Genomic DNA, 22012 nt, shown 5'->3' on the forward strand with positions numbered 1-22012 from the left:
TGCACAAGCACGACCGCTCATGCGCCACGTCACTGGGGCATAGCCTTTTCAGCGGCCGATAGGCCAGGCACTGTCCGGCAAGGCAATGGCGCGTACCGACTGCAGAACCTGAATCCGGCTGCTTTACTTGAGCACGGCAACCGCACCGTCAATACTGAACCGGCGTCCTGTGCGTCGGCACTTCGATAATCCACCCCATGAAGGATTCCCATGCGATTGATCTGTGCAGTACTGCCTTTGCTGGCGCTAGCCGGCTGCTCGTCCTTTCAGGCCGCTTCCGACAAGGTGAGCGCAGTGCCCGGCGAGCGCCTGCTGGCCTACCAACAGCCGGTCGAGGGTAGCGGACTGATCGTGGTCAACCGTGACCTGGGCATGCTCGGCGGCGGCTGTTACGTCGCCGTGCTGGTCGACCGCCAAGTGGCGGCACGCATCGGCATCGGCGAACAGGTGCGCTTCCATGTACCGGCGGGCAACCGGGTGGTCGGCATCGGCATCGACCCGGATGACGACAGCCTCTGCGGCAAAGGCCGGCTGCGCCGTGAACTGGCGGTGCGAGTAGAAGAGGGCGAAAGCCAGCACCTGCGCATCGTCAGCGAAGCCAAGAGCGGATTCGATATCCGCCCTGCCACGCCCTGATTTTCTGCAAGATTCGGCCTTGGCCGCTGGTTATTTCCAACCGGTCGGCAGGGCTGATCTACTATGTCGCGCGTAACTGGCGACGGCGACCGAGCGCGCCGTGCAGAATCTGCTTATCGAGGAAAATACCCGTGGCCGGAACCAGCCTGTTAGCTCTGCTTGACGATATCGCCAGCATGCTCGACGACGTAGCGCTGATGACCAAGGTCGCGGCGAAGAAAACTGCCGGCGTGCTCGGCGACGATCTGGCGCTCAATGCCCAGCAGGTGGCGGGGGTCAAGGCCGAGCGCGAGCTGCCGGTGGTCTGGGCGGTGGCCAAGGGATCGCTGCTGAATAAGCTGATTCTGGTGCCGGCGGCGCTGCTCATCAGCCTGCTGGCGCCCTGGGCGGTGACCCCGTTGCTGATGCTCGGCGGCGCTTTCCTCTGCTATGAAGGTTTCGAGAAACTGGCCCACAAACTGCTGCACAGCCAAGATGAGGCGCAGGCACACAAGGCCGAGTTGACGGCGGCGCTGGTCAACCCCGTCATCGACCTGGTCGCCTTCGAGCGCGACAAGATCAAGGGCGCAGTGCGTACCGACTTCATCCTCTCGGCGGAAATCATCGTCATCAGCCTCGGCACCGTGACCGGTCAGCCGTTGGGCACTCAGCTCGCCGTGCTCGCCGGCATCGCCCTGCTGATGACTGGCGGGGTCTATGGGCTGGTGGCTGGCATCGTCAAACTGGACGACGGCGGCCTGTACCTCTCCCGGCGCAGTGGCAGCGGGCTGCTCGAACGCCTGCAGCGCAGCATCGGCGCGGGCATCCTCAGCGCCGCGCCCTATCTGATGAAGAGCCTGGCGCTGATCGGCACCGTGGCCATGTTCATGGTCGGCGGCGGCATCCTCAGCCACGGCATTCCGGCCGCTCACGCGCTGATTGCAGGTTTCGCCCACGGCCTGCAAACCGTGCCTGTGCTCGGCGGCGCACTGGCGGCGATTACCCCGACCCTGCTGGACATGCTGCTGGGAGTGCTGGCCGGCGCGCTGGTGCTGCTCGGGGTAATGGCGCTGGGGCGTCTGTACCGGGTGCTCAAACCGGCATAGGCGCGATAATGCGGCAGGGGGAGGTCTGGTCAGGGGTGGCTTGTGCTGTGGGGGCGCTTAGCAGGCCGTTGAAAAACTACCTGGGTTGGCCGAGCCATGGCGGTGGTATTGCCGGTATGCGAGTTGTGCGCCCGGCTTACGGCTGCGACGCCTGCCCGCCACGGGGAACTCACTGTGGGCCGGGGCTGTCCGAGCGACTGAAGTGTGCTTGTCCTGCGGGGTTGGCGACTGCAAAACCCCGACCTCGCGAGGGCAACTTGTGGTCGACAATGGTGTGCGCCGACACCTGGCTTCTCCCGGGGCTTTTCTTTATTGTGGCGGCCCGCCAAAAAGCTCGAGTAATCAATATGTTGGAAAGTAGCCTAAGTCAGTTGGAACAGCTCGTCAGTGACCTTGTACAAGAGAACAAGGCGCTGCGCGGCACCAACGCGCAATTGAGCAACGAGCTGGCGCAGCTCAAGGATGAAAACGAGACCCTGCAGCTGAGCGCGCTGGAGCAGGAAGAACTGCACAGCAGCGCCGCTGCGCGTATCCAGGCCCTGGTCGAACTGGCCAGCGGTAGCCACGCCAACGCGAGTGCTGCCAACGTATGAGCCAGGTCGGTGAAACGGTCACGGTCATTTCCATCCTCGGCAATGACTACAGCATCAAGGCGCCGACCAGCAAGCAGCAGGCCCTGAACGATTCGGTGTTGCTGCTGAAGCAGCTGCTGGCCGAGACCAAGGCCGCCGCGCCGACCCTGATCGGCGACCGCCTGCTGGTGCTGACGGCCTTGAAGCTGTGTGCCCAGCAGGTCGAGCTGGAGCAGCGCCATCGTCAGGAAGTCCAGCGCATCGAGGACGATCTCAGCGCCCGGGTCGCCGATATCGCCGGTTTGATTCGGCAGGCGTAGATCCCGAACCCGCTCGGTTTGGTCGCCTGAAGGTCTTCAGCGGGTCAGCGGCAGCGCCGCGCCCATCAGCGCGAACAGCCCGCCGCAGCAGCGGTTGAAGCCTCTGCCGCTGCGCTGCAGCCAGGGGCGGATGCGGTGGGCCGCGCGGGCCAGAAGTAATTCCGCCAGTGCTTCGACCGCGGCGAAAGTCAGCGCCATCACCGCGAACTGCAGCAGCAGATCGCCCTGGGGGTCGAGGAACTGCGGCAGGAAGGCACCGAAGAACAGGATCACCTTGGGGTTGGACAGCGCCGACAACAGTCCCTGGCGGAACAGGCTCGGGCCGGGTTTGTCGCTGGCCCGGCCGGAGGATTCGAGGTGCAGCGGCGGCGCGCGCCAGAGCTGGAAGCCGAGCCAGATCAGGTAGCCGCCGCCGATCCACTTGAGCACGCTCAAGGCGTTGGCCGAGGCTTGCAGCAGGGCGCCGATGCCGAACATCGACAGGGCCATCAGCACGGCGAAGCCGATCACCCCACCGGCGGTGGTCCACAGAGCCTTCTTGTATCCGTAGAGGGTTCCGTGGGTCAGCACCAGCAGGCTGTTGGGGCCGGGGGTCAGCACCAGGCCGATGACGGCGGTGAGGTACAGCAGCCAGGTGTGCAGGGCCATGGTTCCAGGGTCTCCAGGGGCGGCGGCGCAAGGGGCGCAGAGGCTGTGATTCTGCGCGGTTGCGCCGGCGAGCGAAAGGGGGGCGCTGGGTTCAGCCGTCGGCGCGTGCCGCCAGCTCCGTCTGCACCTCGTCGGCCCAGGCCAGCCAGGCCCGTTCGCCGAGGATGCCGCGACGCAGGGTCAGGTAGGGCAGACGCTGCTGGGCCTGTTGCGCAGGCGGGAGGGCCAGGTAGCGCCGCTCTATCTCCAACAAACTGTCGAGTGTGGCGTTGTGGGTGGCGCGATGGCGGGCCATCTCCTCGCGCAGGTTGTCCGGCTCCGCCAGGGCGCCGGCGAAGAGCTTGACCAGCAGGGCATCGTTGAGTTTGTTCGGCGGCACCGGTTCGGCCAGCCAGCGTTTGAGCTCGGCGCGTCCGGTCGGGCCGATGCTGTAGACCTTCTTGTCCGGCTTGTCGGCCTGCGCTTGCTCGGCACACTCCAACCAGCCTTCGTCGCTCAGGCGCCGCAGTTCCTGGTAGACCTGCTGGTGCTTGGCGTTCCAGAAGTAACCGAGCGACTGCTTGAAGCGACGGACGATGTCGTAACCGCTGGCCGGTTCGGTTGCCAGCAGGGTGAGGATGGCGTGACGTAGAGACATGCTGAGTCCGCGGTCGAAGGGGGCGGCCATTCTAAATGGATATGCAAAAAGTTGCATTTCTCGCTCGACTGGCATATTTATGCAAATACTTGCATAACAAAAACACGCTGGAGTCTCCATGAAGCGCACAGGCAGCCGTTTTCGTCCGCACAAAGCCCTTAGCCATTACGACGCGATCGTCATCGGCTCAGGCATAGGCGGGCTGTGCAACGCCGCGTTGCTGGCCAAGGCCGGCAAGAAAGTCTGCGTGCTGGAACAGCACTACACCGCCGGCGGTTACACCCACGTCTACGAGCGGGGCGGCTACGAGTGGGATGTGGGTGTGCACTACATCGGCGAGGTGCATAAACCCTGGTCGATGATCCGTCGGGTGTTCGATGTGATCAGCGATGGCCAGCTGCAATGGGCGCCGATGGATGAGCACTACGACCATATCGTCATCGGGGATCAGCCCTTCCGGTATCTGGCCGGGCGCGAGGCCTTCAAGGCCGAGGTGAAGAAGCATTTCCCCGAGGAGGGCGCGGCCATCGACCGTTATGTCGAGCTGATCTCCGAGGTCAGTCAGAAAATTCCGCGCTTCTTCGCCGGTCAGGCGCTGCCGCGCAGCTTGGGCGTGCTGTACAACAAGCTGCGCCAGCATTTGTTCCCGGCGTATTTCTTCAAGAGCACCCGCGAGGTGCTGGAGGGTCTGACCGGCAACCAGCAACTGATCGGCGTGCTCACCGCGCAGTGGGGCGACTATGGCCTGCCGCCGGCGCAAGCCGCCTTCATGATGCACGCCATGGTGGCCAAGCATTACATCACCGGCGGCAACTACCCGGTCGGCGGCTCGGTGCGCATCGCCGAAACCATTATTCCGGTGATCGAGGCGGCGGGCGGCCATGTCTTCACCTACGCCGGCGTCGAGCAAGTATTGGTCAAGGACAACCGTGCCTATGGCGTGCGCCTGGTCAAGGATGGCCATGAGATCAGCGCCGACGCGGTGGTCAGCTGCGCCGGTCTGCTGCCGACCTACCAGCGCCTGCTGCCCAAGGAGGTGGTCGAGCAGCATGGTCTGCTCGAGCACCTCAAGCAGGTCGAACCCTCGGCCTCGCATGTGTGCCTCTACGCGGGTTTCAAGGGCGATGCCGCCAGTCTGGGTCTGCCCAAGACCAACTTCTGGCTGTACCCGCAGTTCGACCACGACTTGAGCGTCAAGCGCTTCATGGATTCGCCGGGGCTGGAGTTCCCGATGATCTACATCTCCTTCCCCTCGGCCAAGGATCCGGACTGGAACCGCCGCTACCCCGGCAAGAGCACGGTGGAGATCGTCGCGCCGAGCTTCCCGCAATGGTTCGAACGGTGGAAGGGCAGCACCTGGAACAAGCGCGGCGAAGACTACGAGGCCTTCAAGCAGGAGATCACCACGGTGCTGCTGGAGGCGCTGTACCAGCATCAGCCGCAGTTGCGTGAGGCGCTGGACTACTGCGAGCTGTCTACGCCGTTGTCCACCGAGTGGTTCCAGTGGAACCAGGTCGGCGAAATCTATGGCATCGAGCACAGCGTCGAGCGCTTTCAGCAGCACTGGATTCACCCGCAGACGCCGATCAAGAACTTCTACCTGACCGGCTCCGATGTGGTCACCGCCGGGGTCGGCGGGGCGCTGATGGGCGGGGTGCTGACCACTGCGCGCATGCTTGGCTGGCGCGCCTACAAGGTCAAGCAGATGATCGCGGGCGCCTATTCGGCGGAAGCGGACGATGGCGCCGTGGCCAGTTCCGTCAGCTGATTCGGTTCTGCAGGCTGCACCCGGGCAGGCCGTCGTGAGGATTCAAGGCGGCTGTCCGTGCAGCGGCTGCGCAGGCGGATGCTCAATAGCCGGTCATTTCCAGGTAGCCGCGGCCTGGGTGGCTGCCGCTCAGGCGGATCGGCCCCTCCCAGTAGGGGAAACGTGTGCTCATCCAGGCCTGGGTGTCGATGGCCTGCACCTCCAAGGACAGCTGGTACTCAGGCACTTCCACCCGCCACTGGGTGGGTACCTGGCGGCCCGTTTGCTGGCGACTCCAGTGCAGTGGCGTCAGGCGAATCTGCTCAGCGGACAGCGCCCGAGTCTGGCCGTCGGCGGCGATCCAGGTGCCGGCCCGGTACGGCTCGCCCTCGGCCTGGCGCACCTGGAACAGCATCAGCTTGGCGCCGCCCTCCAGGTGCAGGGAGAACCAGTCCCAGCCCTGCTGTTGCGCTGCCAGCGGCTGGCTGCTCCACTCGCGGTCGAGCCAGGCCTGACCGTTGACCCGATAGCGCTGGCCATCGCGTTCGACTTCGCCGCTGACTTTATAGAACGGCTGGCTGTAGTAATACGAGGCCTGGCCCTGGCCGGATTTCTCGCTGTAGCCCTGCTTGCCATGCAGCACCAACGGCCCCTCGCTGTCGAGTTGCAGGCGGTAAGCGAAAGCCTCGCCCCGCGCCTGCATCTGCAAATGATCGAGACCTGAGCCGTGGGTGCTGCGCAGCGACCAGGCATCGATCCAGGCGTGAAACGGCTGTGCTTCCACCCCGGCCTGGCCGACGCCGCCGCGCGCCAGGGCTTCCGCGAGCTGATGGCCGAAGGGCCCGCTCAGCGCGGCGTGGCCCAGCCACAGGTTGGGGCTGTTCCAGCCGCTTTGTTCGGCGCCGGGGCGCAGGGCCGAGCGGAACAGGGTCCACTGTGCGCCCCAGTCGTGGCCCTGCTCATCGGTCAGGTTGGCGGTGACGTACCACCACTCGATGCGATAGCCCGGATGGGCGCCATGATCGGCGGGGAATTGCAGGCGGCGCTCAGGCGTCACGGCCAGGAAGGCGTCGCTGGCCTGGCCCAGGCCGGCAAAGCCCTGGGGCGGTGGCGTGGCCTCCTCGCAGGCGCCGAGCAGTAGCAGCAGGCTCAGCAGCCAGGCGGTCTTAGCGTTCATCGGCAAATTGCCTCAGCAGGTCGGCAGGAGACTGGCGCGCCAGTTGCCAGAGTGGCCCGGCCGCGGCGAGCAGGCTGGTGAGCAGGCCGAGCAGGGCCAGTTGCAACAGTTGCACGGGAAATACATGCAGCGGCAGGCGCCAGCCGAAGGCCTGCACGTTGACCACCGCGACCAGGCACCAGGCCAGCAACAGGCCCAGCGGCATGGCCAGCAGCACCGTCAGGCCGGACAGCATTAAAGTCTGCGCCAGGCTCAGCCAGGCCAGACGTGGGCGGCTGAGTCCCAGGGCCCAGAGCGGCGCCAGCTGACTCAGGCGACTCTGGCCGAGGGTCAGCAGGCTGATGAACAGGGCCACGCCCGCCACGCCGAGGGTCAGGCTGTTGAGCGCCGCGGTGGCGGCGAAGGTGCGTTCGAATACCTGCGTCGACCAGCTCTTCAGGCCTTGTTGGTCGATCAGTCGCGCGCCCTCCAGGACGAAGCGTTGTTCCAGGGCGTTCTTCAGCTCTGCAACCCTCTCGGGGGCCACGCGCAGGCTGATGTTGCTGATGGGGGCTTGCGGCCAGTGCCGGCGCAGCCAGTCGCCGTTGACCAGCACATGGCCCTTGGGATTGCCGTAGTCGGCGTACAGCGCCACCACCGGCAGCCGCGCTACGCCGGTCTCGCTCGGCAGTTGCAGGGTGGCGCCCAGGGTTAGCCGCAGATGGCGGGCCAGCTGTTCGCTGAGCATCGCCCCCTGGCCCGCCGCCAGCCTGTCCCAGGCGTCCGCTTGGGTTTGCAGCAAGGGCCAGTGCTGGCGGTAGGTGGGATGATCGACGATGCCCTGCAACTGCACCGGCCGACCCTGTAGGCGCAGCTCGACACGCCGTTGCGGCAGGATTGCCTCGACCCCGGGCTGATCCTCGAGCCAGCCGATCATGGCGTCGGCTTGGGCGCCGTCGCGGGGCGCCAGGTACAACTCGGCGGCCAGGCGTTGCTCGAGCCAGCCGCTGAAGGTCTGGCGAAAACCTTGAGTCATGCTGCCGACCCCGACGCTGGCGGCCAGGGCCAGCAGCAGGGCCATCAAGGCCAGCGACAGGGCCGGCAATTGCTGGCGGCTGTCGGCCACGAACCACTCGCTCAGCGGCCCTCGGCACAGGCGCGCGAGCAGGGCCAAGCTGCCGTCGAGCAGGGCGGGCAGGAGCAACGCGGCCGCCAGCAGCAGGCTCGCGAGTAAAACGAAGCCGGCCAGCAGGCTGTCGCCGTAACGCCAGGCGGCCCAGGCCACTAGCAACAAGGCGCAGGCGACCAGGGCCTGGCGCTTGAGCCAGAGCCCCTGGGCCACACGCCAGGCTTGCGGCTGCGCCAGCGCCAACAACGGCAGACGGGCCGCGCGCAGCAGGCTGCTGGCGCCGGCCAGTAAGGCGCCGAGCAGGCTGATGGCCAGGCCGCTCAGCCACCACAGGGGTGACAGGCTGAGCTGTCCGGCTACTTCCGCGCCGTACAGCCCGCGCAGGCTGGCGGCGACATCCGGCAGCAGCAGGCTGGCCAGCAGGTAGCCGCTGGCGACCCCGGCCAAGCCGCCGAGCAGGGCCAGCAAACCGAGTTCCAGGCCGAGAGCGCCAAGCAGGGTAGCCAGGCTGACGCCGCAGGCGCGCAGGGTGCGCAGCAGTGCGCGGCGCTGTTCCAGGGCCAGGCCGATGGCGGCATGCACGATGAACAGGCCGACGATGAAGGCCAGCAGGCCCAGCGCCGTGAGGTTGAGGTGGAAGCTGTCGGTCAGGCGCTGCAGGTCGTCGCCGTCCGCCGCTGGCTGGAGCTGCAGGCTGTCGCGCAGCCTGGGCGGCAGCGCCGGCGCGCTGAAGCCGGCAGGCAGCAGCAGGCGCGACAGCTGGCCGGGCGCGTGCAGCAGCGTTTGCGCGCGGCCGATGTCCACCACTATCACCCCGGGCGCCAGCTGTGCCTGCAGCTGCAAGGGCGGCAGGCGCTGACCGTCCAGCGTCAGCGCCAGGTCGCCGACCTGCAGACCCAGGCGTTGCAGCGTATCCGGGGCAATCCAGGCTTGTCCGGGCGCGCCGAGAAAACTGGCCAGGTCGAGTCGCTCGCCGGGCTGCCCGGCTACCTGCAATCCGGCGGGCAGGGTCAAGGGTTCGATCCCCAGTAACTGCACGCTGATCGGCGGCTCGCCGGCGAAGCGCAGGCGCCCCTCGAGCAGCGGCGACACTGGCCAACCGGCACGGCGCAGGCCGATGTAGGCCGACTGGGCGATACGCTCCCCATGCAGCGGGACGAGCTGGGCCTGCGCCGGGCCGGCGAGCACCGCGCTGGCCCGCGCGTAATCGCCGCGCGCCTGGCTGTTGAGCGCCTGCACGCCGGTCCACAGGGTGGTGGCCAGCCACAGGCCGATCAGGATGCTGAAGAACTGCAGCGGATGGCGGCGCCAATGGCTGAGCAGCGCCAGCAGACAAATGCGCAGCTTGTCCATCAGCCTTCCAGGGCCTGCACCCGACCCTGGTGCAGGTACAAGCGCTGGGCCAGACGGGCCGCCAGGCGGGCGCTGTGGGTGACCATCAGCAGGCTGCTGCCAGCCTCGCGCACCAATTCCAGGAACAGCTCCAGCACCGCTTCGCTGCTGGCCTCATCCAGGCTGCCAGTGGGTTCGTCGGCGAGCACCAGCTGCGGTCGCGCGGCCAGGGCGCGGCCAATGGCCAGGCGTTGCTGCTGGCCGCCGGAGAGCTGCTCTGGATAGCGCTGGAGCAGGGGCGAAAGCCCCAGACGCTGGCTCAGATGGCTCTGCCACTGCGCATCCTGGCGCCCGGCCAGGCGCGCCTGAAAGGCCAGGTTGGCGGCGACGTTGAGACTGCTGATCAGGTTGTACTGCTGGAACACCAGGCCGATGCCTTCGCGGCGCCAGCGCGCCAGCTCGGCTTCGTTGCGTCCGTTCAACGCCTGCCCATGGATCAGGATCCGCCCGCTATCGGCCCGCTCCAGACCGGCGATCAGGTGCAGCAGGGTGCTCTTGCCGCTGCCGGACTCGCCCATCAGGGCCAGACTGGTGCCAGCGGCCAGCTGCAACTGCACGCCGCGCAACACCGGCAGACGGCCCTGAGCGGTGGCGAATGATTTATGCAGGTCTTCGACGATCAACATGCGCAGGCTTAACTCCTTCTGCCAGGTCGTCAGGGTAAAGCCTGGCGCGGCAGACTGCACCGAACAGGTTGCGGCTGGCAGGCCGTTGAAAAACCACCTAGGTTGCCGATACGGCGTTAACAACAGGCTCGGCAAGCCGCTTGCGGCTAACGCACTTTAGCGCGACCCCGCAGGGGCGAGCGAAGCGAGTAGACGGCCGGGTGGCGGTCGTCGATCTCTGCGCTCGCGACTGCGTGCCGTGCCCGGCCACCGGCTGATCGTTCCTATTCCTGGCCGGAAAGCGGGCGTGCTCGGCCCAGGCGGTACGCCGAAAGAGACAGACTCAGGCCTCGGTCAGCGGCAGGTCGAAGTAGAAGGTGCTGCCTTCGCCCAGCACACTGCTGTAGCCAATTTTGCCGTTCATGCGCTCCACCAGGGTCTTGCAGATGCTCAGGCCGAGGCCGGTGCCGCCGCGGCGGCGGCTGTCGGAGCCGTCGGCCTGAGCGAACTTCTGGAAGATGCGCTCGCGGAAATCGTCGGCGATCCCCGGGCCATGGTCGAGCACCTGGATGCGTACGCTGGCGTCGACGATCGCCGCCGAGATTTCGACCCGTTGCTGCGCCTCGGAGAACTTCACGGCGTTGGCGATCAGGTTGCTCAGCACCTGCTGCAGGCGCAGGTTGTCGACCTCGACCAGCACCTGCTCGGGCAGGGCGCTGTCGTCCAGAACCAGGCGTACCTGGAAGCTGTCGGCATAGCCCTGGTTGTGCGCCAGCGCCTCCTGCAGCAGCGGGCGCAGCTCGGTGCGGCTGAGGTGGATGCCGGCCTGGCCGAACTCGAGCTTTTCCACATCGAGGATGTCGTTGACCAGGCAGATCAGGCGCTCCGAGTTGCTTTGGGCGATGCCGATCAGTTCCTGGGCTGGTTTGGGCAGTTCGCCGACCGCGCCCGCGGCGAGCAGGCCGAGCGAGCCCTTGATCGAGGTCAGCGGCGTGCGCAGTTCATGGCTGACGGTGGCGACGAATTCGCTTTTCAGGCGTTCGACCCGTTTGCGTGGGCCTATGTCGCGCAGCATGCAGATATACAGGCGCCGCCCCGGCAGCTCGTAGCGGCTCAGGCTGATTTCCAGCTCCAGGCTCTGTGCCTGGGCCTGGCTTGCGCTGACTTCCCATGGCCTGCCGAGCAGGCCGGCAAGCTCGGCGGCGGAGCATCCGCGTAGAGCGGGAATCAGGCCGCCGATCTGGCGCCCTGTCAGTTCTCTGGTGGAGTGGCCAAACAGGCTGGCGCTGGCCGGGTTGGCACGTTCGATCAGACCCTGCTGATCGAAGATCAGGATGCCTTCGGCGGCATTCTCCAGAATGGCGCTCAGTTCCAGGGTGCGTTGCCGGACCTGATGGCGGATTTGCTCGGCGCGGCCGGTGATGGTCAGCAGGTAGCCGCCGAGCAGGCTGCACAGCAGCAGCCCGCCGGCGAGCACCGCCCAGGGTTGCAGGCCGTGGTTGCGTTGCAGGAAGGCCTCGGTCGGCGAGATGGCAAGCGCCAGCTTGCGTCCGCCGACCTCGAAGCGTTCGCGCCAGACCAGCTCCGCCGCGTAGGGCGGCACTGTTGCTTCGGACTGGCCATAGAGCGGCTGCGGCGTGGCATTGGTGATGTCCTCCAGTTGCAGCCGGTAGCTGTCCGCCGGATAGGCGCCGAGCGCATTGTCGATCAGGTCGGCCATGCGCAGCACAGCGGCTGCATAGCCGCGCAACTGGCGGCGGCGCTGCTCGAGGTCGACCGGCGGCTCGCCGGCGTAGACCGCGTGCAGCAGCAGCACGCCGGGCTGGGGTGCCTCCTTGTCCTGGATCAGGGTGATGGGGGCGGTCATCACCGTGCGGGCGCTGTCGCGGGCTTGATCCAGGGCGATGCGTCGTTGTGGCTTGGAGGCCACGTCGAAGCCCAGTGCCTTGGCGTTGCTGGCGAAGGGCTCGACGAAGGTCACCGGAACATAGGCGTCCCGCTCGCCGGCCGCCACCAGTTCGCCCGAGGCGTCGTGTTCACTGACGCGGAAGCCTGGAAAGCCTTCGGCAATTATCTGGGCTTCAAAGGGCGCGCGTTGCTGGGCGCCGATCAGCGGATCCCAGCTCACCGCGGTGATGCCCGGATAGGCGCTGGGCAATTGGGCGACAAAAGTCGCGAACTCATCGCGGGTGACCCGTTGCGAGGCGGCGAACAGGCGCTCGATGGATTGTGTCGCCTTGCTGTAGAGCTCGAAGCGGAACTTGAGGGTGGCGGTCATCATCTTCGCCTGCTCGTGGAAGCGCAGGCGCAGGTTGTTCTGCTCGGCTTCGCTGGCACGGACGAAGACCAGCACCATGATCGCGCAGCTGACCAGCAGCGGTAGGCCGACGCTGCCGGCACGGCTACGCCAGAGGGCACGGGGTTGGGCGAACAGGATGAACATCAGCGGAGTGGCGATCAGCACGCCAATGCTGTCGCCCACCCACCAAGTCCACCAACTGAACGAGAAATCGGCGGCGGCGATGGCCTGGTTGAGGTAGAGCACACCGGTGCCGGCACTGGCGCTGATCAGGCAGGCGAACGGGCCGCCGAGCAGGAGCAGCCGGAAGATGCTGCGCTCATCGGTGAGCGGCGTGGGAAAACCGACGAAGCGGCGAATCAGCCAACTGCCGATCAGGCTTTGCAGGGAAGTGCCGAGGGCGATGCCCGTGGCGATCAGCAGCCCCTCGATACCCAGTTGCTCGAAGCTGCTGAAGCCGATGCTGAGGTTGAGCAGGGTCGAGCCGAGAAATACCCCGGCGAGCATCGGGTAACCCCAGAGCAGCACGGCGGCCAAGGCGATGCCCACCGGCGGAAAGATGGCACTGGCAAAGCCCGGCGGGATGGCCAGCAGCAGCGCCAGGTGGCCGGTAACGGCATAGAACAGGGCGAGCAGCAGAATTTTGCCTAGCAGCGGCATGGCGGAGACAGGCGGGGATGACATGGAATAATGGGGCTCCGCGGCTAGGGGTGAGCAACGCCTAGAACCTGACGCGCTGCCGAGTCCGGTGCGCCGCCCATGCAAGCAGGGTCAGTGGAGGCGTATGGGGAGGCTGTTAGGTGCTCTAGCGTCCAATTTGCTTCGGGCGCAACGGCAATGTGCCGGCTTTGCCCTGAGTCTGCTGCAGGATAGTTTCATTATTCCGCCGGCGGAAGGGCAATCACCTGTGGCCCCCGGCCAGGCCGCGGTTTTTCCGGGCGCTGGCGACCGGCTACACTGGCACGGGATTGGCCCTGGGCCTGCTGCGAGCAAGCGGCGCTCTTGGCCACTGCCGGTGCCGGCGGTCAAACGCTTGTTTAGCCTACGGACGAAGTCGGTTCGGCTGTGGCACACTCTGCGTTTTACAAGGGAGCGGCCTGCGGCAGCGCCCGGCAGCTTCCCCGAATTTTCTGCCTATGGCCAGCCGCCACAGGCGTCAGCATAATCGTCCGCTCCTTGCGGCAACGTGGATAGAGGAATGACCGTGCATAACGTCGTCATCAGCGGTACCGGCCTGTACACCCCGGCCAACAGTATTTCCAACGACGAGCTGGTGGCGTCCTTCAACGCCTACGTCGAGCAATTCAATGCGGACAATGCCGCGGCGATCGCCAGTGGCGAAGTCGAGGCCCTGACCGAGTCGAGCAGCGCCTTTATCGAGCGCGCCTCGGGGATCAAGAGCCGCTTCGTGGTCGATAAGGACGGCATTCTCGATCCGCAGCGCATGGTGCCGCGGATTCCCGAGCGCTCCAACGAGCAGTGGGGCATCCTCTGCGAGATGGCCGTCGGCGCCGCCGAGGAGGCGCTGGCCCGTGCCGGCAAGACCGCAGCGGATATCGACGGGGTGATAGTCGCCTGCTCGAATCTGCAGCGCGCCTACCCGGCAGTGGCCATCGAAGTGCAGGCGGCACTGGGTATCCAGGGTTTCGGTTACGACATGAACGTGGCCTGTTCCTCGGCCACCTTCGGTCTGCAGGCCGCGACCAACGCCGTACAACTCGGCCAGGCGCGGGCGATCCTGATGGTCAACCCGGAAATCTGCACCGGCCACCTGAACTTCCGTGACCGCGACAGTCATTTCATCTTCGGCGATGCCTGCACCGCGGTGATCGTCGAGCGGGCCGACCTGGCCACCTCCGCGCACCAGTTCGACATCGTCAGCAGCAAGCTGATCACCCAGTTCAGCAACAACATCCGCAACAACTTCGGCTTCCTCAACCGCGCGGCGCAGGAGGGCATCGGTGCGCGCGACAAGCTGTTCGTCCAGGAAGGTCGCAAGGTGTTCAAGGAAGTCTGCCCGATGGTCGCCGAGCTGATCGCGACCCACCTGGCGGAAAACCAGCTGAACGTGGCCGACGTCAAGCGTTTCTGGCTGCACCAGGCCAACCTCAATATGAATCTGCTGATCGCGCGCAAGCTGCTCGGCCGCGATGCCGAGCCGCACGAGGCGCCGGTGATCCTCGACAGCTATGCCAACACCAGCTCGGCCGGCTCGGTGATCGCCCTGCACAAGCACCAGGATGACCTGCCGAGCGGCGCGCTGGGGGTGCTCAGCTCGTTCGGCGCCGGTTACTCCATCGGCAGCGTCATTTTGCGTAAGCGTTAATGGACTATCCGGCCGATAGCGCCCTGCTCAGCCGGCTGCTGGCCGGTGAGCAGAAGGCCTTTCGCGAACTGGTCGCCAGCTATCAGGGGGCGATGCGCGCCGTGGCCTTCGCCATCGTCGGCAGTCGCAACGCCGACGAGGTGGTGCAGGACGCCTGGCTGGCGGTGGTGCGTAACCTGGACGGTTTTCAGGGCCGCTCCAGCCTGAAGACCTGGCTGTTGACCATCACCGCCAACACCGCCAAGACCCGCCTCAAGCACAACCTGCGCGAAGTGCTGCTGGACGACCTGCCGGGGCCGCACGGCTCGGTTGGCGCTGAGCGCTTCGCCGACGACGGCCACTGGTTGCTGGCGCCGCACGCCTGGCATCAGGACACCCCGGAAGCGCTGCTCACCGAGCAGGAGCTGCGCGAGTGCCTGGAGAAAACCCTGGCCAGCCTGTCCGAGCTGCAAGGCAGCGTGTTGCTGTTGCGCGAACGCGAGGGGCTGGAGTTGGAGGAGATCTGTAATCTTTTGCAGGTCTCGCTCTCCAATGTCCGGGTGTTGTTGCATCGGGCGCGGTTAAAAGTGTTCGCCACCCTGGAGCATTTCGAGGAGACCGGCCAATGCTGAGTTGTAAGGAACTGGTGGCGAACTCCAGCGATTTTTTGGATAGCCTGTTGAGTCTGCGTCAGCGTCTGTCTGTACGCATGCACTTGGCCATGTGTTACCGCTGTCGGCGTTTCATCAAGCAGATGCGCCTGACCCAGGGCGTATTGCGCAGGTTGCCGCAGAGGCAGATTGTCGAGCTCGACAGCCTGGCCGCCAAGCTGGCCGAACTACGGCGCCTGCAGCGCTGAGCGGGCCGCTCAGCCTTTTGTCGGCAGCCAGCCCGCGGCGGTTCTTGAACCTATGCTTAACGAATCAGCCACCATCTCGGTGCGGGAGGAAAGGATGCCATCGATCAGCAGTCACGATGCCTGGTTCGCCGGTCTGAAGGCGCTCGGCCATGACAGCTTTCCCAAGCGTTGCCGCAACTGCGGCCGGGTATTCGCCAGCGAGGCGGATTACTTCCAGCAGACCCAGGCGATTCGCCCCGAGATCACCGGCCTGAAGGCGGCCTACGACGATGACGACAGGCCACTGGTCGAGGTCTTTCGCAACTGCGTGTGCGGTTCCACCCTATTGGTCAACTGCGTGTCGCGGCGTGACGACTCGGCGGCCGGCAACAACCGGCGGCAACTGTTCGACACACTGCTCGACTACCTGACGCAGCACGGCGTCGAACGGGCACAGGCGCGTGGCGAGCTGCTGCGGGTGGCGTCCGGCGAGCGCAGCGAGGTGCTGGAAGCCTGGTACGGCCAGATCGCCGCCCAGGGCCGCCGTCCCGAAGCCTGAGCCGCGCCTCGCCCTCTATGGAGCAACGGTCGGTTAGAGCGCTTCACTGCTTATAAACATTCGAAGTAAAAAAGTTCCGCTGTAATCAAATCTTTATATATCAGCAACCGCGCTGAAATAACCCGTCGCCAAGATCCCCTGCAGCACGAACGAGCGCAATCGCTCGGGTGTTTTCAACACTTAAAGTCCATTTAGGGGAATCTTCGATGATCCGTAAGCACTCATTCCTTGGGATGGGGGCCGGTTTTGCAGCCAGCGCCCTGGCTCTGACCGTTTCCGCCCAGGCTTTCGCCGGCACCGTGACCACTGACGGCGCCGATATCGTGGTCAAAACCAAGGGCGGCCTCGAAGTGGCCACCGCCGACAAGGAGTTCAGCTTCAAGTTGGGCGGTCGTCTGCAGGCCGATTACGGTCGTTTCGACGGGTTCCACACCAAGAACGGTAACACCGGCGACGGCGCCTATTTCCGCCGCGCCTTCCTCGAGCTGAGCGGTGTCGCCTACAAAGACTGGAAATACGTGATCAGCTACGACTTCGCGCACAACGCCGGCAACTCCGACGACGGCTATTTCGATGAAGCCTCGATCGCCTACACCGGGTTCGCCCCGGTGACCCTCAAGTTCGGCCGCTTCGACCCGGATTTCGGCCTGGAGAAAGCCACCAGCTCCAAATGGATCACCGCCATCGAGCGTAACGCCGCCTACGAAATCGCCGACTGGGCCAACGGTCACGAGAACGGCCTCGGCGCCCAAGCCAGCGCCGTGGTCGGTGGCATGGCCTGGGTCTCCGCCGGCTTGTCGGCCAAGGACTACAACGATGTCGACGGCGACAGCGTCAAGCAATTCAACGCGCGAGGCGTATTCGCGCCGATGAGCGAAGCCGGCAATGTGCTGCACCTGGGCCTGAACTATGCCAATCGCGATCTGGATGACGCTGCCGCCGACGGCCGCATCCGTCCGCGCCTGACCGTGCGCGGCGTTTCCACCGCGGGTGGCAACGATGCCGGCGCCAACGGCAACCGTGCCCTCTTCGGTGGCTTCCAGGGCATCGCCGGCGACTTCGACAACGATGCCGCCTGGGGCGCCGAGTTGGCCTGGGCCGCCGGCCCTTTCTCGGCCCAGGCTGAATACCTGAGCCGCACGCTGAAGGCCGATCGCGCCACCATCGAAGACGTCGAAGCCAGCGGCTACTACGGCCAACTGGCCTACACCCTGACCGGCGAGTCGCGCGGTTACAAGCTGGAAGGCGCCAAGTTCGACAGCATCAAACCGGCCAACAAGCAGATCGGCGCCTGGGAAGTGTTCTACCGCTACGATCACATCAGCGTCGAAGACGACAATATCGTCGCCGCGACCGCCACCCGCGAAGTGGGCGACGCCGAAGCCAAGTTGCACACCGTGGGCGTCAACTGGTACGCCAACGAGTCGGTCAAGGTCGCGGCCAACTACGTGATGAGCTCGACCGACAAGATCACCAACAGCGTGGGCGACGACGACGGCGACGCCGTGGTGATGCGCCTGCAGTACGTGTTCTGAGTAAACCCCCCCCGCCAATACCACGTTGCTTCCTTCGAGCCCCGCCGCGTGCGGGGCTTTTTTTCGTCCGAACAACAGGCCAGACTGCGGCCATGCCTATAGCGACCCTGTCTGCGATGAACGAGTTGGCTGCCCCGAGCTGGGATGCCTTGCGCATCGATCGGCAGCCTTTTTTGTGCCACGCCTTTCTCTCTGCGCTGGAAGACAGCGGCAGCGTTGGCGGCCGTAGCGGCTGGCAGGCGGCGCATCGCGTGCTGCAGGACGGCCAGGGGCGGCTGCTGGCGGCCATGCCGGCCTATATAAAAAGCCATTCCTATGGCGAGTACGTGTTCGACCATGGCTGGGCCGATGCCTGTCACCGGGCGGGCATCGACTATTACCCGAAACTGCTCGGCGCCATTCCCTTCTCGCCGGTGAGCGGGCAGCGTTTGCTCGGCGATCCGCTCGCCGCCGGGCAATTGCTCGACGAACTCTGCGCCAGCCTGACGCCGCAGGGGCTGTCGAGCCTGCATATCAACTTCACCAGCCCGGCCGACGATGCGCTGCTGCAGGGGCGTGACGGCTGGTTGCCGCGCCTCGGCTGCCAATACCATTGGCACAACCGCGGCTACCGGGATTTCCAGGATTTTCTCGATGCCCTCAGCTCGCGCAAGCGCAAGCAGCTGCGCAAGGAACGCGAGCAGGTGGCGGGGCAGGGCATCGAGTTCGACTGGCGCGAAGGCCATCAGCTCAGCGAGGCCGAGTGGGATTTCGTTTACCGCTGTTACGCCAATACTTATCGGCTACGTGGCCAGTCGCCCTATCTGTCCCGGCTGTTCTTCAGCCTGCTGGCCGAGCGCATGCCGCAGATGATCCGCCTGGTGCTGGCCCATCAGGGCGGCAGGCCGGTGGCCATGGCCTTCAGTTTGCTCGGCGGCGATAGCTTGTATGGCCGCTACTGGGGCTGTCTGGCGGAGTTCGACCGCCTGCACTTCGAGACCTGTTTCTATCAGGGCATGGAGTATGCGATTGCCCAGGGACTGCAGCGTTTCGACGCCGGTGCCCAGGGCGAGCACAAGCTGATCCGCGGCTTCGAGCCGGTGCTCACCCGTTCCTGGCACTACCTCTGCCATCCGGGCTTGCGCGCGGCGGTGGCCGACTTTCTCCAGGACGAGCGCCAGGGGGTGCAGGGCTACGCCGAGGGCGCGCGCAGCCTGTTGCCGTATCGGCAGGGCTGAGGTTTTTTCGCGGGAATGGCCCGCTCCTACAGGGTAATGCGGTGGCCCATGTAGGAGCGGGCCATGCCCGCGAAGCGATGTGGGAGACACCAACCCTCGCTGAGCCTTGTCAAAGCCAGACGGCATTCCAGAACGAATAATCCCCAATCCGCTTGACCAGCCCCGCACGTAGCGGATTGGCCACGATGTAACGGGCGACGGCTTGCAGGTCTTCTTCTTCGCGCAGGGCATGATCGTGAAAGGCTTTCGACCAGAGCGGGCCTGTTCGATTCAGGGCCCGGTTGGCGTGGCGGGAGCTGGCGGACTTGAGTCGGCCAATCACCTCGCCGAGGGTGTCCTGGTCGCCAAGCTGCAACAGCCAGTGGGCGTGATCGGGCATCAGCACCCAGGCCAGCATCCGACTCTCCCTGAGCAAGGCGGTGTCCTCGAAGCAACGCGCGGCCGAGCAGGCCGCAGGATAGTGGGTGAACAGCGGTTCGCGGTTTTCGCTGGTCGCGGTGATCAGATAAGCCGTATTGCTCAGGGAAGCCCGGCCTTTGCGCAAGGCCGCGTGGCCCGATTTTTTGTGGCTGTGATGCTCGTCCATAAGCGTTCTCCGTGAGAGTTTCGCGGGCATGGCCCGCTCCTACAAAAGCAGCACAGCCCCAGCCCTGTAGCGATGCCGGATATACCAGCCCGTAGGAGCGGGCCATGCCCGCGCAGCGATGTCGGATATACCAGCCCGTAGGGCGTGCCATGCCCGCGCAGCGATGCCGGATATACCAGCCCGTAGGAGCGGGCCATGCCCGCGCAGCGATGCCGGATATACCAGCCCGTAGGAGCGGGCCATGCCCGCGCAGCGATGCCGGATATACCAGCCCGTAGGAGCGGGCCATGCCCGCGCAGCGATGCCAGAGACACCAACCCTTGCTGCGCCGGTGAACCGGCGCAGCAAGGGGCAGGCTCAGAGGCGCTTGGCTTCTAGAATCAGCACCGGCTCGCGCGGGACGTTCTGGTGGCCGCCGCGGTTGCCGGTGGGCACCTGGGCGATCTTGTCGACGACTTCCATGCCGCGCAGCACCTTGCCGAATACCGCGTAACCGAAGTCACGCGAGCTATGGTCGAGAAAGGCGTTGTCCTTGTGGTTGATGAAGAACTGGCTGGTGGCCGAGTCGCGCACCTGGGTGCGCGCCATGGCCAGGGTGCCGCGCACGTTGTGCAGGCCGTTGTCGGCTTCGTTCTTGATCGGCGCCCGCGTCTGCTTTTGCTGCAGGTCGGCATCGAAGCCGCCGCCTTGCACCATGAACCCCGGGATCACCCGGTGGAACTGGGTGCCGGCGTAGTAGCCGCTGTCCAGGTAGCCGAGGAAGTTTTCCACGCTGAGCGGGGCTTTTTCCGCGTCCAGTTCGATTTCGATTTCCCCGAGGTTGGTGCTCAGCAGCACTTTCGGGTTCTCCGCAGCCAGCAGGCTGCCGGCAAACAATACGGAGCAGGCGGTGAGGGCGAGTTTTTTCAGCATGCTTATCGATCCTTGTTGGGGGGCGTGGGGGCAGTCTGTTCGACTTCCTCGAGGAAGGCCAGCAGGCTGCTGTTGAAGCGTTGCGGTTGATCCAGCGGTGTGGCGTGACGCGAATTTTCGATCACCAGCAGGCGGGCGTTGGGCATTTCCTTGACGTAAGCCGCTTTTTGCGCGATGGGGGTGTAGTCGCGGTCGGCGCTGATCACCAGGGTAGGACAGCTGATGCGCGCCAGGCGTTCGCGCACGCCCCAACCGATAATCGCGTCGAGGCTGGCGAGGTAGGCGCGTTTGTCGTTGAGCGGCCAGCGCTCTTCGATCTTGCGTCTTAGTTCGGCTTGCTCGGGCTTGGGGAACAGCAGTTTGCCCAGGGCCTTGGCAATGCTGTCGAGGCTGAGCAGGCGCGACAGGCTCCAGCGTTTGGCGATTTCCAGGTAGTCGCGCGGGCTTTTCGCCTTCACTTCGGGGCCGCTGTTGACGATGCACAGGCTCTTCAGCAGCTCGGGACGTTCGACGCCCAACTGAAAACCGATCATGCCGCCCATGGAGATGCCCACCAGATGCACCCTGTCGAAGCCGAGGTGCTCGATCAGCGCGGCTACATCTTCGGCGAATCCGGCGATGCTGTAGCGTTCGCGCGGTTTGTCCGAGCGGCCGTGACCGCGGATGTCGATGGCGATGACCCGATACTGCGCCGCCAGCGCGGGGATCTGGTATTCCCAGTCGCGGGTGCTCGAACCCAGGCCGTGCACCAGCAGCAGCGGCGCGCCCTGACCATAATCCTCGTAGTGCAACTGGCAACCGTCGTTATCGAAGTAGGACATGGCTAATTCCTCTCAGTTGGCCGATTGAGGGGCGGCGAAGGGCGCATTGAGTGGGGCCGCGTCGAAGCTCTTGATCAGCTCAACCAGAATCTGGCTGGCCGGCCCCAGGGTTTTGTCCTTGTGACTGTAGAGGGTAAAACGTGGATGGCTGCTGCCGCCTTGCTCCAGCGCCAGGGGTTTGAGTACGCCTTCGCTCAGCTCCCGAACGATCTGGTGACGCGGTAGCCAGGCGAAACCCAGGCCACTGCTGACAAAACTGGCCGCGGTTGAAAGGCTGCTGACCGTCCAGCGTTGCTCGGCACCCAGCCAGCCGACGTCGCGCGGTTTGCTGCGCCCAGAGTCGCGGATGACCACCTGCAATTGGTTCTGCAAGTCCTCGAAGGTCAGCTGGCGTTGCAGTTGGTGCAACTGATGGTCGGGGTGGGCAACCGCCACGAACTCCACTTCGCTGAGTTCATGGCCCAGATAGCCGACCATGGCCAGGCTGCTGATGGCCAGGTCTGCGGTGCCTTCCAGCAGCACTTCTTCGACGCCCGAAAGCACTTCCTCGCGCAGGCGCACGCGGCAACCGCGGCTCTGCGGGATGAAGGCGGACAGCGCCCGGATCAGGCGTGCGGTCGGGTAGGCGGCGTCAACCACCAGACGCACCTCGGCTTCCCAGCCCTGATCCATGTTGTAGGCCAGGTCTTCCAGCTGGCTGGCCTGCTTGACCAGTTGCCGCGAGCGGCGCAGCAGCACGTCGCCGGCCTCGGTGAGCACGGCCTTGCGCCCGTCGATGCGCAGCAACGGCACGCCGAGTTGCTCCTGCATGCGCGCAATGGTGTAACTGACCGATGACTGCGAACGGTGCAGCGCTTCGGCGGCCTGGGCGAAGCCGCCCTGGTCGACCACTGCCTGCAAGGTGCGCCATTGATCGAGGGTCACGCGGGGCGCTTTCATTATCCTCTCCTATTCACGCGAGTCGCTGGGTGCACAGCGAGACGAACTCGCCCTAAACTGGCAGTCCTTTGTTG

At 65.4% G+C, this 22012-nt stretch carries 21 protein-coding genes; 11 read left to right on the forward strand and 10 right to left on the reverse strand.

Annotated features, from left to right (window positions below; translation table 11 throughout):
* The first annotated feature begins 210 nt into the window (after positions 1-210).
* The 4 genes from P8H27_RS10715 (at position 211) to P8H27_RS10730 (ending at position 2613) form a co-directional block, all read left to right on the forward strand.
* Entirely contained in the window at positions 211-636 is a 426-nt protein-coding gene (locus P8H27_RS10715; protein WP_289637383.1) for a 3-isopropylmalate dehydratase, read from the forward strand.
* A 131-nt stretch (positions 637-767) separates the two neighbouring features.
* Positions 768-1721, forward strand: a complete 954-nt coding sequence (locus tag P8H27_RS10720; RefSeq protein ID WP_289637384.1) for a DUF808 domain-containing protein — start codon at positions 768-770, stop codon at positions 1719-1721.
* Positions 1722-2068: 347 nt separating this feature from the next.
* Complete coding sequence (locus tag P8H27_RS10725) at positions 2069-2314, forward strand: hypothetical protein (RefSeq protein ID WP_289637386.1); 246 nt, start codon at positions 2069-2071, stop codon at positions 2312-2314.
* Positions 2311-2613 (forward strand): cell division protein ZapA, encoded by a 303-nt coding sequence (locus P8H27_RS10730; RefSeq protein WP_289637388.1) that lies wholly within the window; start codon positions 2311-2313, stop codon positions 2611-2613. Before P8H27_RS10725 ends, P8H27_RS10730 begins: the two co-directional genes overlap by 4 nt.
* A 36-nt stretch (positions 2614-2649) precedes the next feature.
* On the opposite strand, the gene P8H27_RS10735 is transcribed toward P8H27_RS10730, so the two are convergent.
* Both P8H27_RS10735 and P8H27_RS10740 read right to left on the reverse strand, forming a co-directional pair.
* Positions 2650-3261, reverse strand: a complete 612-nt coding sequence (locus P8H27_RS10735) for a LysE family translocator (protein WP_289637389.1) — start codon at positions 3259-3261, stop codon at positions 2650-2652.
* Between the two features lie 91 nt (positions 3262-3352).
* Positions 3353-3898 (reverse strand): PadR family transcriptional regulator, encoded by a 546-nt coding sequence (locus P8H27_RS10740; RefSeq protein WP_289637391.1) that lies wholly within the window; start codon positions 3896-3898, stop codon positions 3353-3355.
* A 118-nt stretch (positions 3899-4016) separates the two neighbouring features.
* Here P8H27_RS10740 and P8H27_RS10745 point away from each other — a divergent pair, with 118 nt between their 5' ends.
* Positions 4017-5666 carry an NAD(P)/FAD-dependent oxidoreductase gene (locus P8H27_RS10745; RefSeq protein WP_289637393.1) on the forward strand — a complete coding sequence of 550 codons (1650 nt, stop codon included), beginning with the start codon at positions 4017-4019 and terminating at the stop codon, positions 5664-5666.
* 82 nt (positions 5667-5748) lie between these two features.
* On the opposite strand, the gene P8H27_RS10750 is transcribed toward P8H27_RS10745, so the two are convergent.
* From P8H27_RS10750 to P8H27_RS10765, 4 genes are all read right to left on the reverse strand, one after another.
* Positions 5749-6822 (reverse strand): lipocalin-like domain-containing protein, encoded by a 1074-nt coding sequence (locus P8H27_RS10750; protein WP_289637395.1) that lies wholly within the window; start codon positions 6820-6822, stop codon positions 5749-5751.
* On the reverse strand, positions 6812-9283 hold the full coding sequence (locus tag P8H27_RS10755) for an FtsX-like permease family protein (RefSeq protein WP_289637397.1): 2472 nt from the start codon (positions 9281-9283) through the stop codon (positions 6812-6814). The genes P8H27_RS10750 and P8H27_RS10755 overlap by 11 nt, the downstream gene beginning before the upstream one ends.
* On the reverse strand, positions 9283-9948 hold the full coding sequence (locus P8H27_RS10760; protein WP_289637398.1) for an ABC transporter ATP-binding protein: 666 nt from the start codon (positions 9946-9948) through the stop codon (positions 9283-9285). Before P8H27_RS10760 ends, P8H27_RS10755 begins: the two co-directional genes overlap by 1 nt.
* A gap of 322 nt (positions 9949-10270) precedes the next feature.
* On the reverse strand, positions 10271-12910 hold the full coding sequence (locus tag P8H27_RS10765; RefSeq protein WP_289637399.1) for a CHASE domain-containing protein: 2640 nt from the start codon (positions 12908-12910) through the stop codon (positions 10271-10273).
* Positions 12911-13430: 520 nt separating this feature from the next.
* Here P8H27_RS10765 and P8H27_RS10770 point away from each other — a divergent pair.
* From P8H27_RS10770 to P8H27_RS10795, 6 genes are all read left to right on the forward strand, one after another.
* On the forward strand, positions 13431-14552 hold the full coding sequence (locus P8H27_RS10770; RefSeq protein ID WP_289637612.1) for a beta-ketoacyl-ACP synthase III: 1122 nt from the start codon (positions 13431-13433) through the stop codon (positions 14550-14552).
* On the forward strand, positions 14552-15163 hold the full coding sequence (locus P8H27_RS10775; protein WP_289637400.1) for an RNA polymerase sigma factor: 612 nt from the start codon (positions 14552-14554) through the stop codon (positions 15161-15163). The genes P8H27_RS10770 and P8H27_RS10775 overlap by 1 nt, the downstream gene beginning before the upstream one ends.
* A complete protein-coding gene (locus P8H27_RS10780) occupies positions 15157-15390 on the forward strand; it encodes a zf-HC2 domain-containing protein (protein WP_289637401.1) in 234 nt (77 codons plus the stop codon). The genes P8H27_RS10775 and P8H27_RS10780 overlap by 7 nt, the downstream gene beginning before the upstream one ends.
* Positions 15391-15484: 94 nt before the next feature.
* The gene (locus P8H27_RS10785; RefSeq protein ID WP_289637403.1) at positions 15485-15928 is read left to right on the forward strand and encodes a hypothetical protein; all 444 of its coding nucleotides are present in this window, start codon (positions 15485-15487) and stop codon (positions 15926-15928) included.
* A 206-nt stretch (positions 15929-16134) separates the two neighbouring features.
* Positions 16135-17463, forward strand: a complete 1329-nt coding sequence (locus P8H27_RS10790) for an OprO/OprP family phosphate-selective porin (protein ID WP_289637405.1) — start codon at positions 16135-16137, stop codon at positions 17461-17463.
* A gap of 92 nt (positions 17464-17555) precedes the next feature.
* On the forward strand, positions 17556-18680 hold the full coding sequence (locus P8H27_RS10795) for a GNAT family N-acetyltransferase (RefSeq protein WP_289637406.1): 1125 nt from the start codon (positions 17556-17558) through the stop codon (positions 18678-18680).
* Between the two features lie 109 nt (positions 18681-18789).
* On the opposite strand, the gene P8H27_RS10800 is transcribed toward P8H27_RS10795, so the two are convergent.
* From P8H27_RS10800 to P8H27_RS10815, 4 genes are all read right to left on the reverse strand, one after another.
* The gene (locus P8H27_RS10800) at positions 18790-19266 is read right to left on the reverse strand and encodes a transposase (RefSeq protein ID WP_289637409.1); all 477 of its coding nucleotides are present in this window, start codon (positions 19264-19266) and stop codon (positions 18790-18792) included.
* 357 nt (positions 19267-19623) lie between these two features.
* Entirely contained in the window at positions 19624-20178 is a 555-nt protein-coding gene (locus tag P8H27_RS10805) for a peptidylprolyl isomerase (RefSeq protein WP_289637411.1), read from the reverse strand.
* A 2-nt stretch (positions 20179-20180) separates the two neighbouring features.
* The gene (locus P8H27_RS10810; protein ID WP_289637413.1) at positions 20181-20999 is read right to left on the reverse strand and encodes an alpha/beta fold hydrolase; all 819 of its coding nucleotides are present in this window, start codon (positions 20997-20999) and stop codon (positions 20181-20183) included.
* Between the two features lie 12 nt (positions 21000-21011).
* On the reverse strand, positions 21012-21938 hold the full coding sequence (locus tag P8H27_RS10815; RefSeq protein WP_289637415.1) for a LysR family transcriptional regulator: 927 nt from the start codon (positions 21936-21938) through the stop codon (positions 21012-21014).
* Between the last annotated feature and the right edge of the window lie 74 nt (positions 21939-22012).

The organism is Pseudomonas sp. sp1636 (genome assembly GCF_030376615.1).
Classification (GTDB): domain Bacteria; phylum Pseudomonadota; class Gammaproteobacteria; order Pseudomonadales; family Pseudomonadaceae; genus Aquipseudomonas.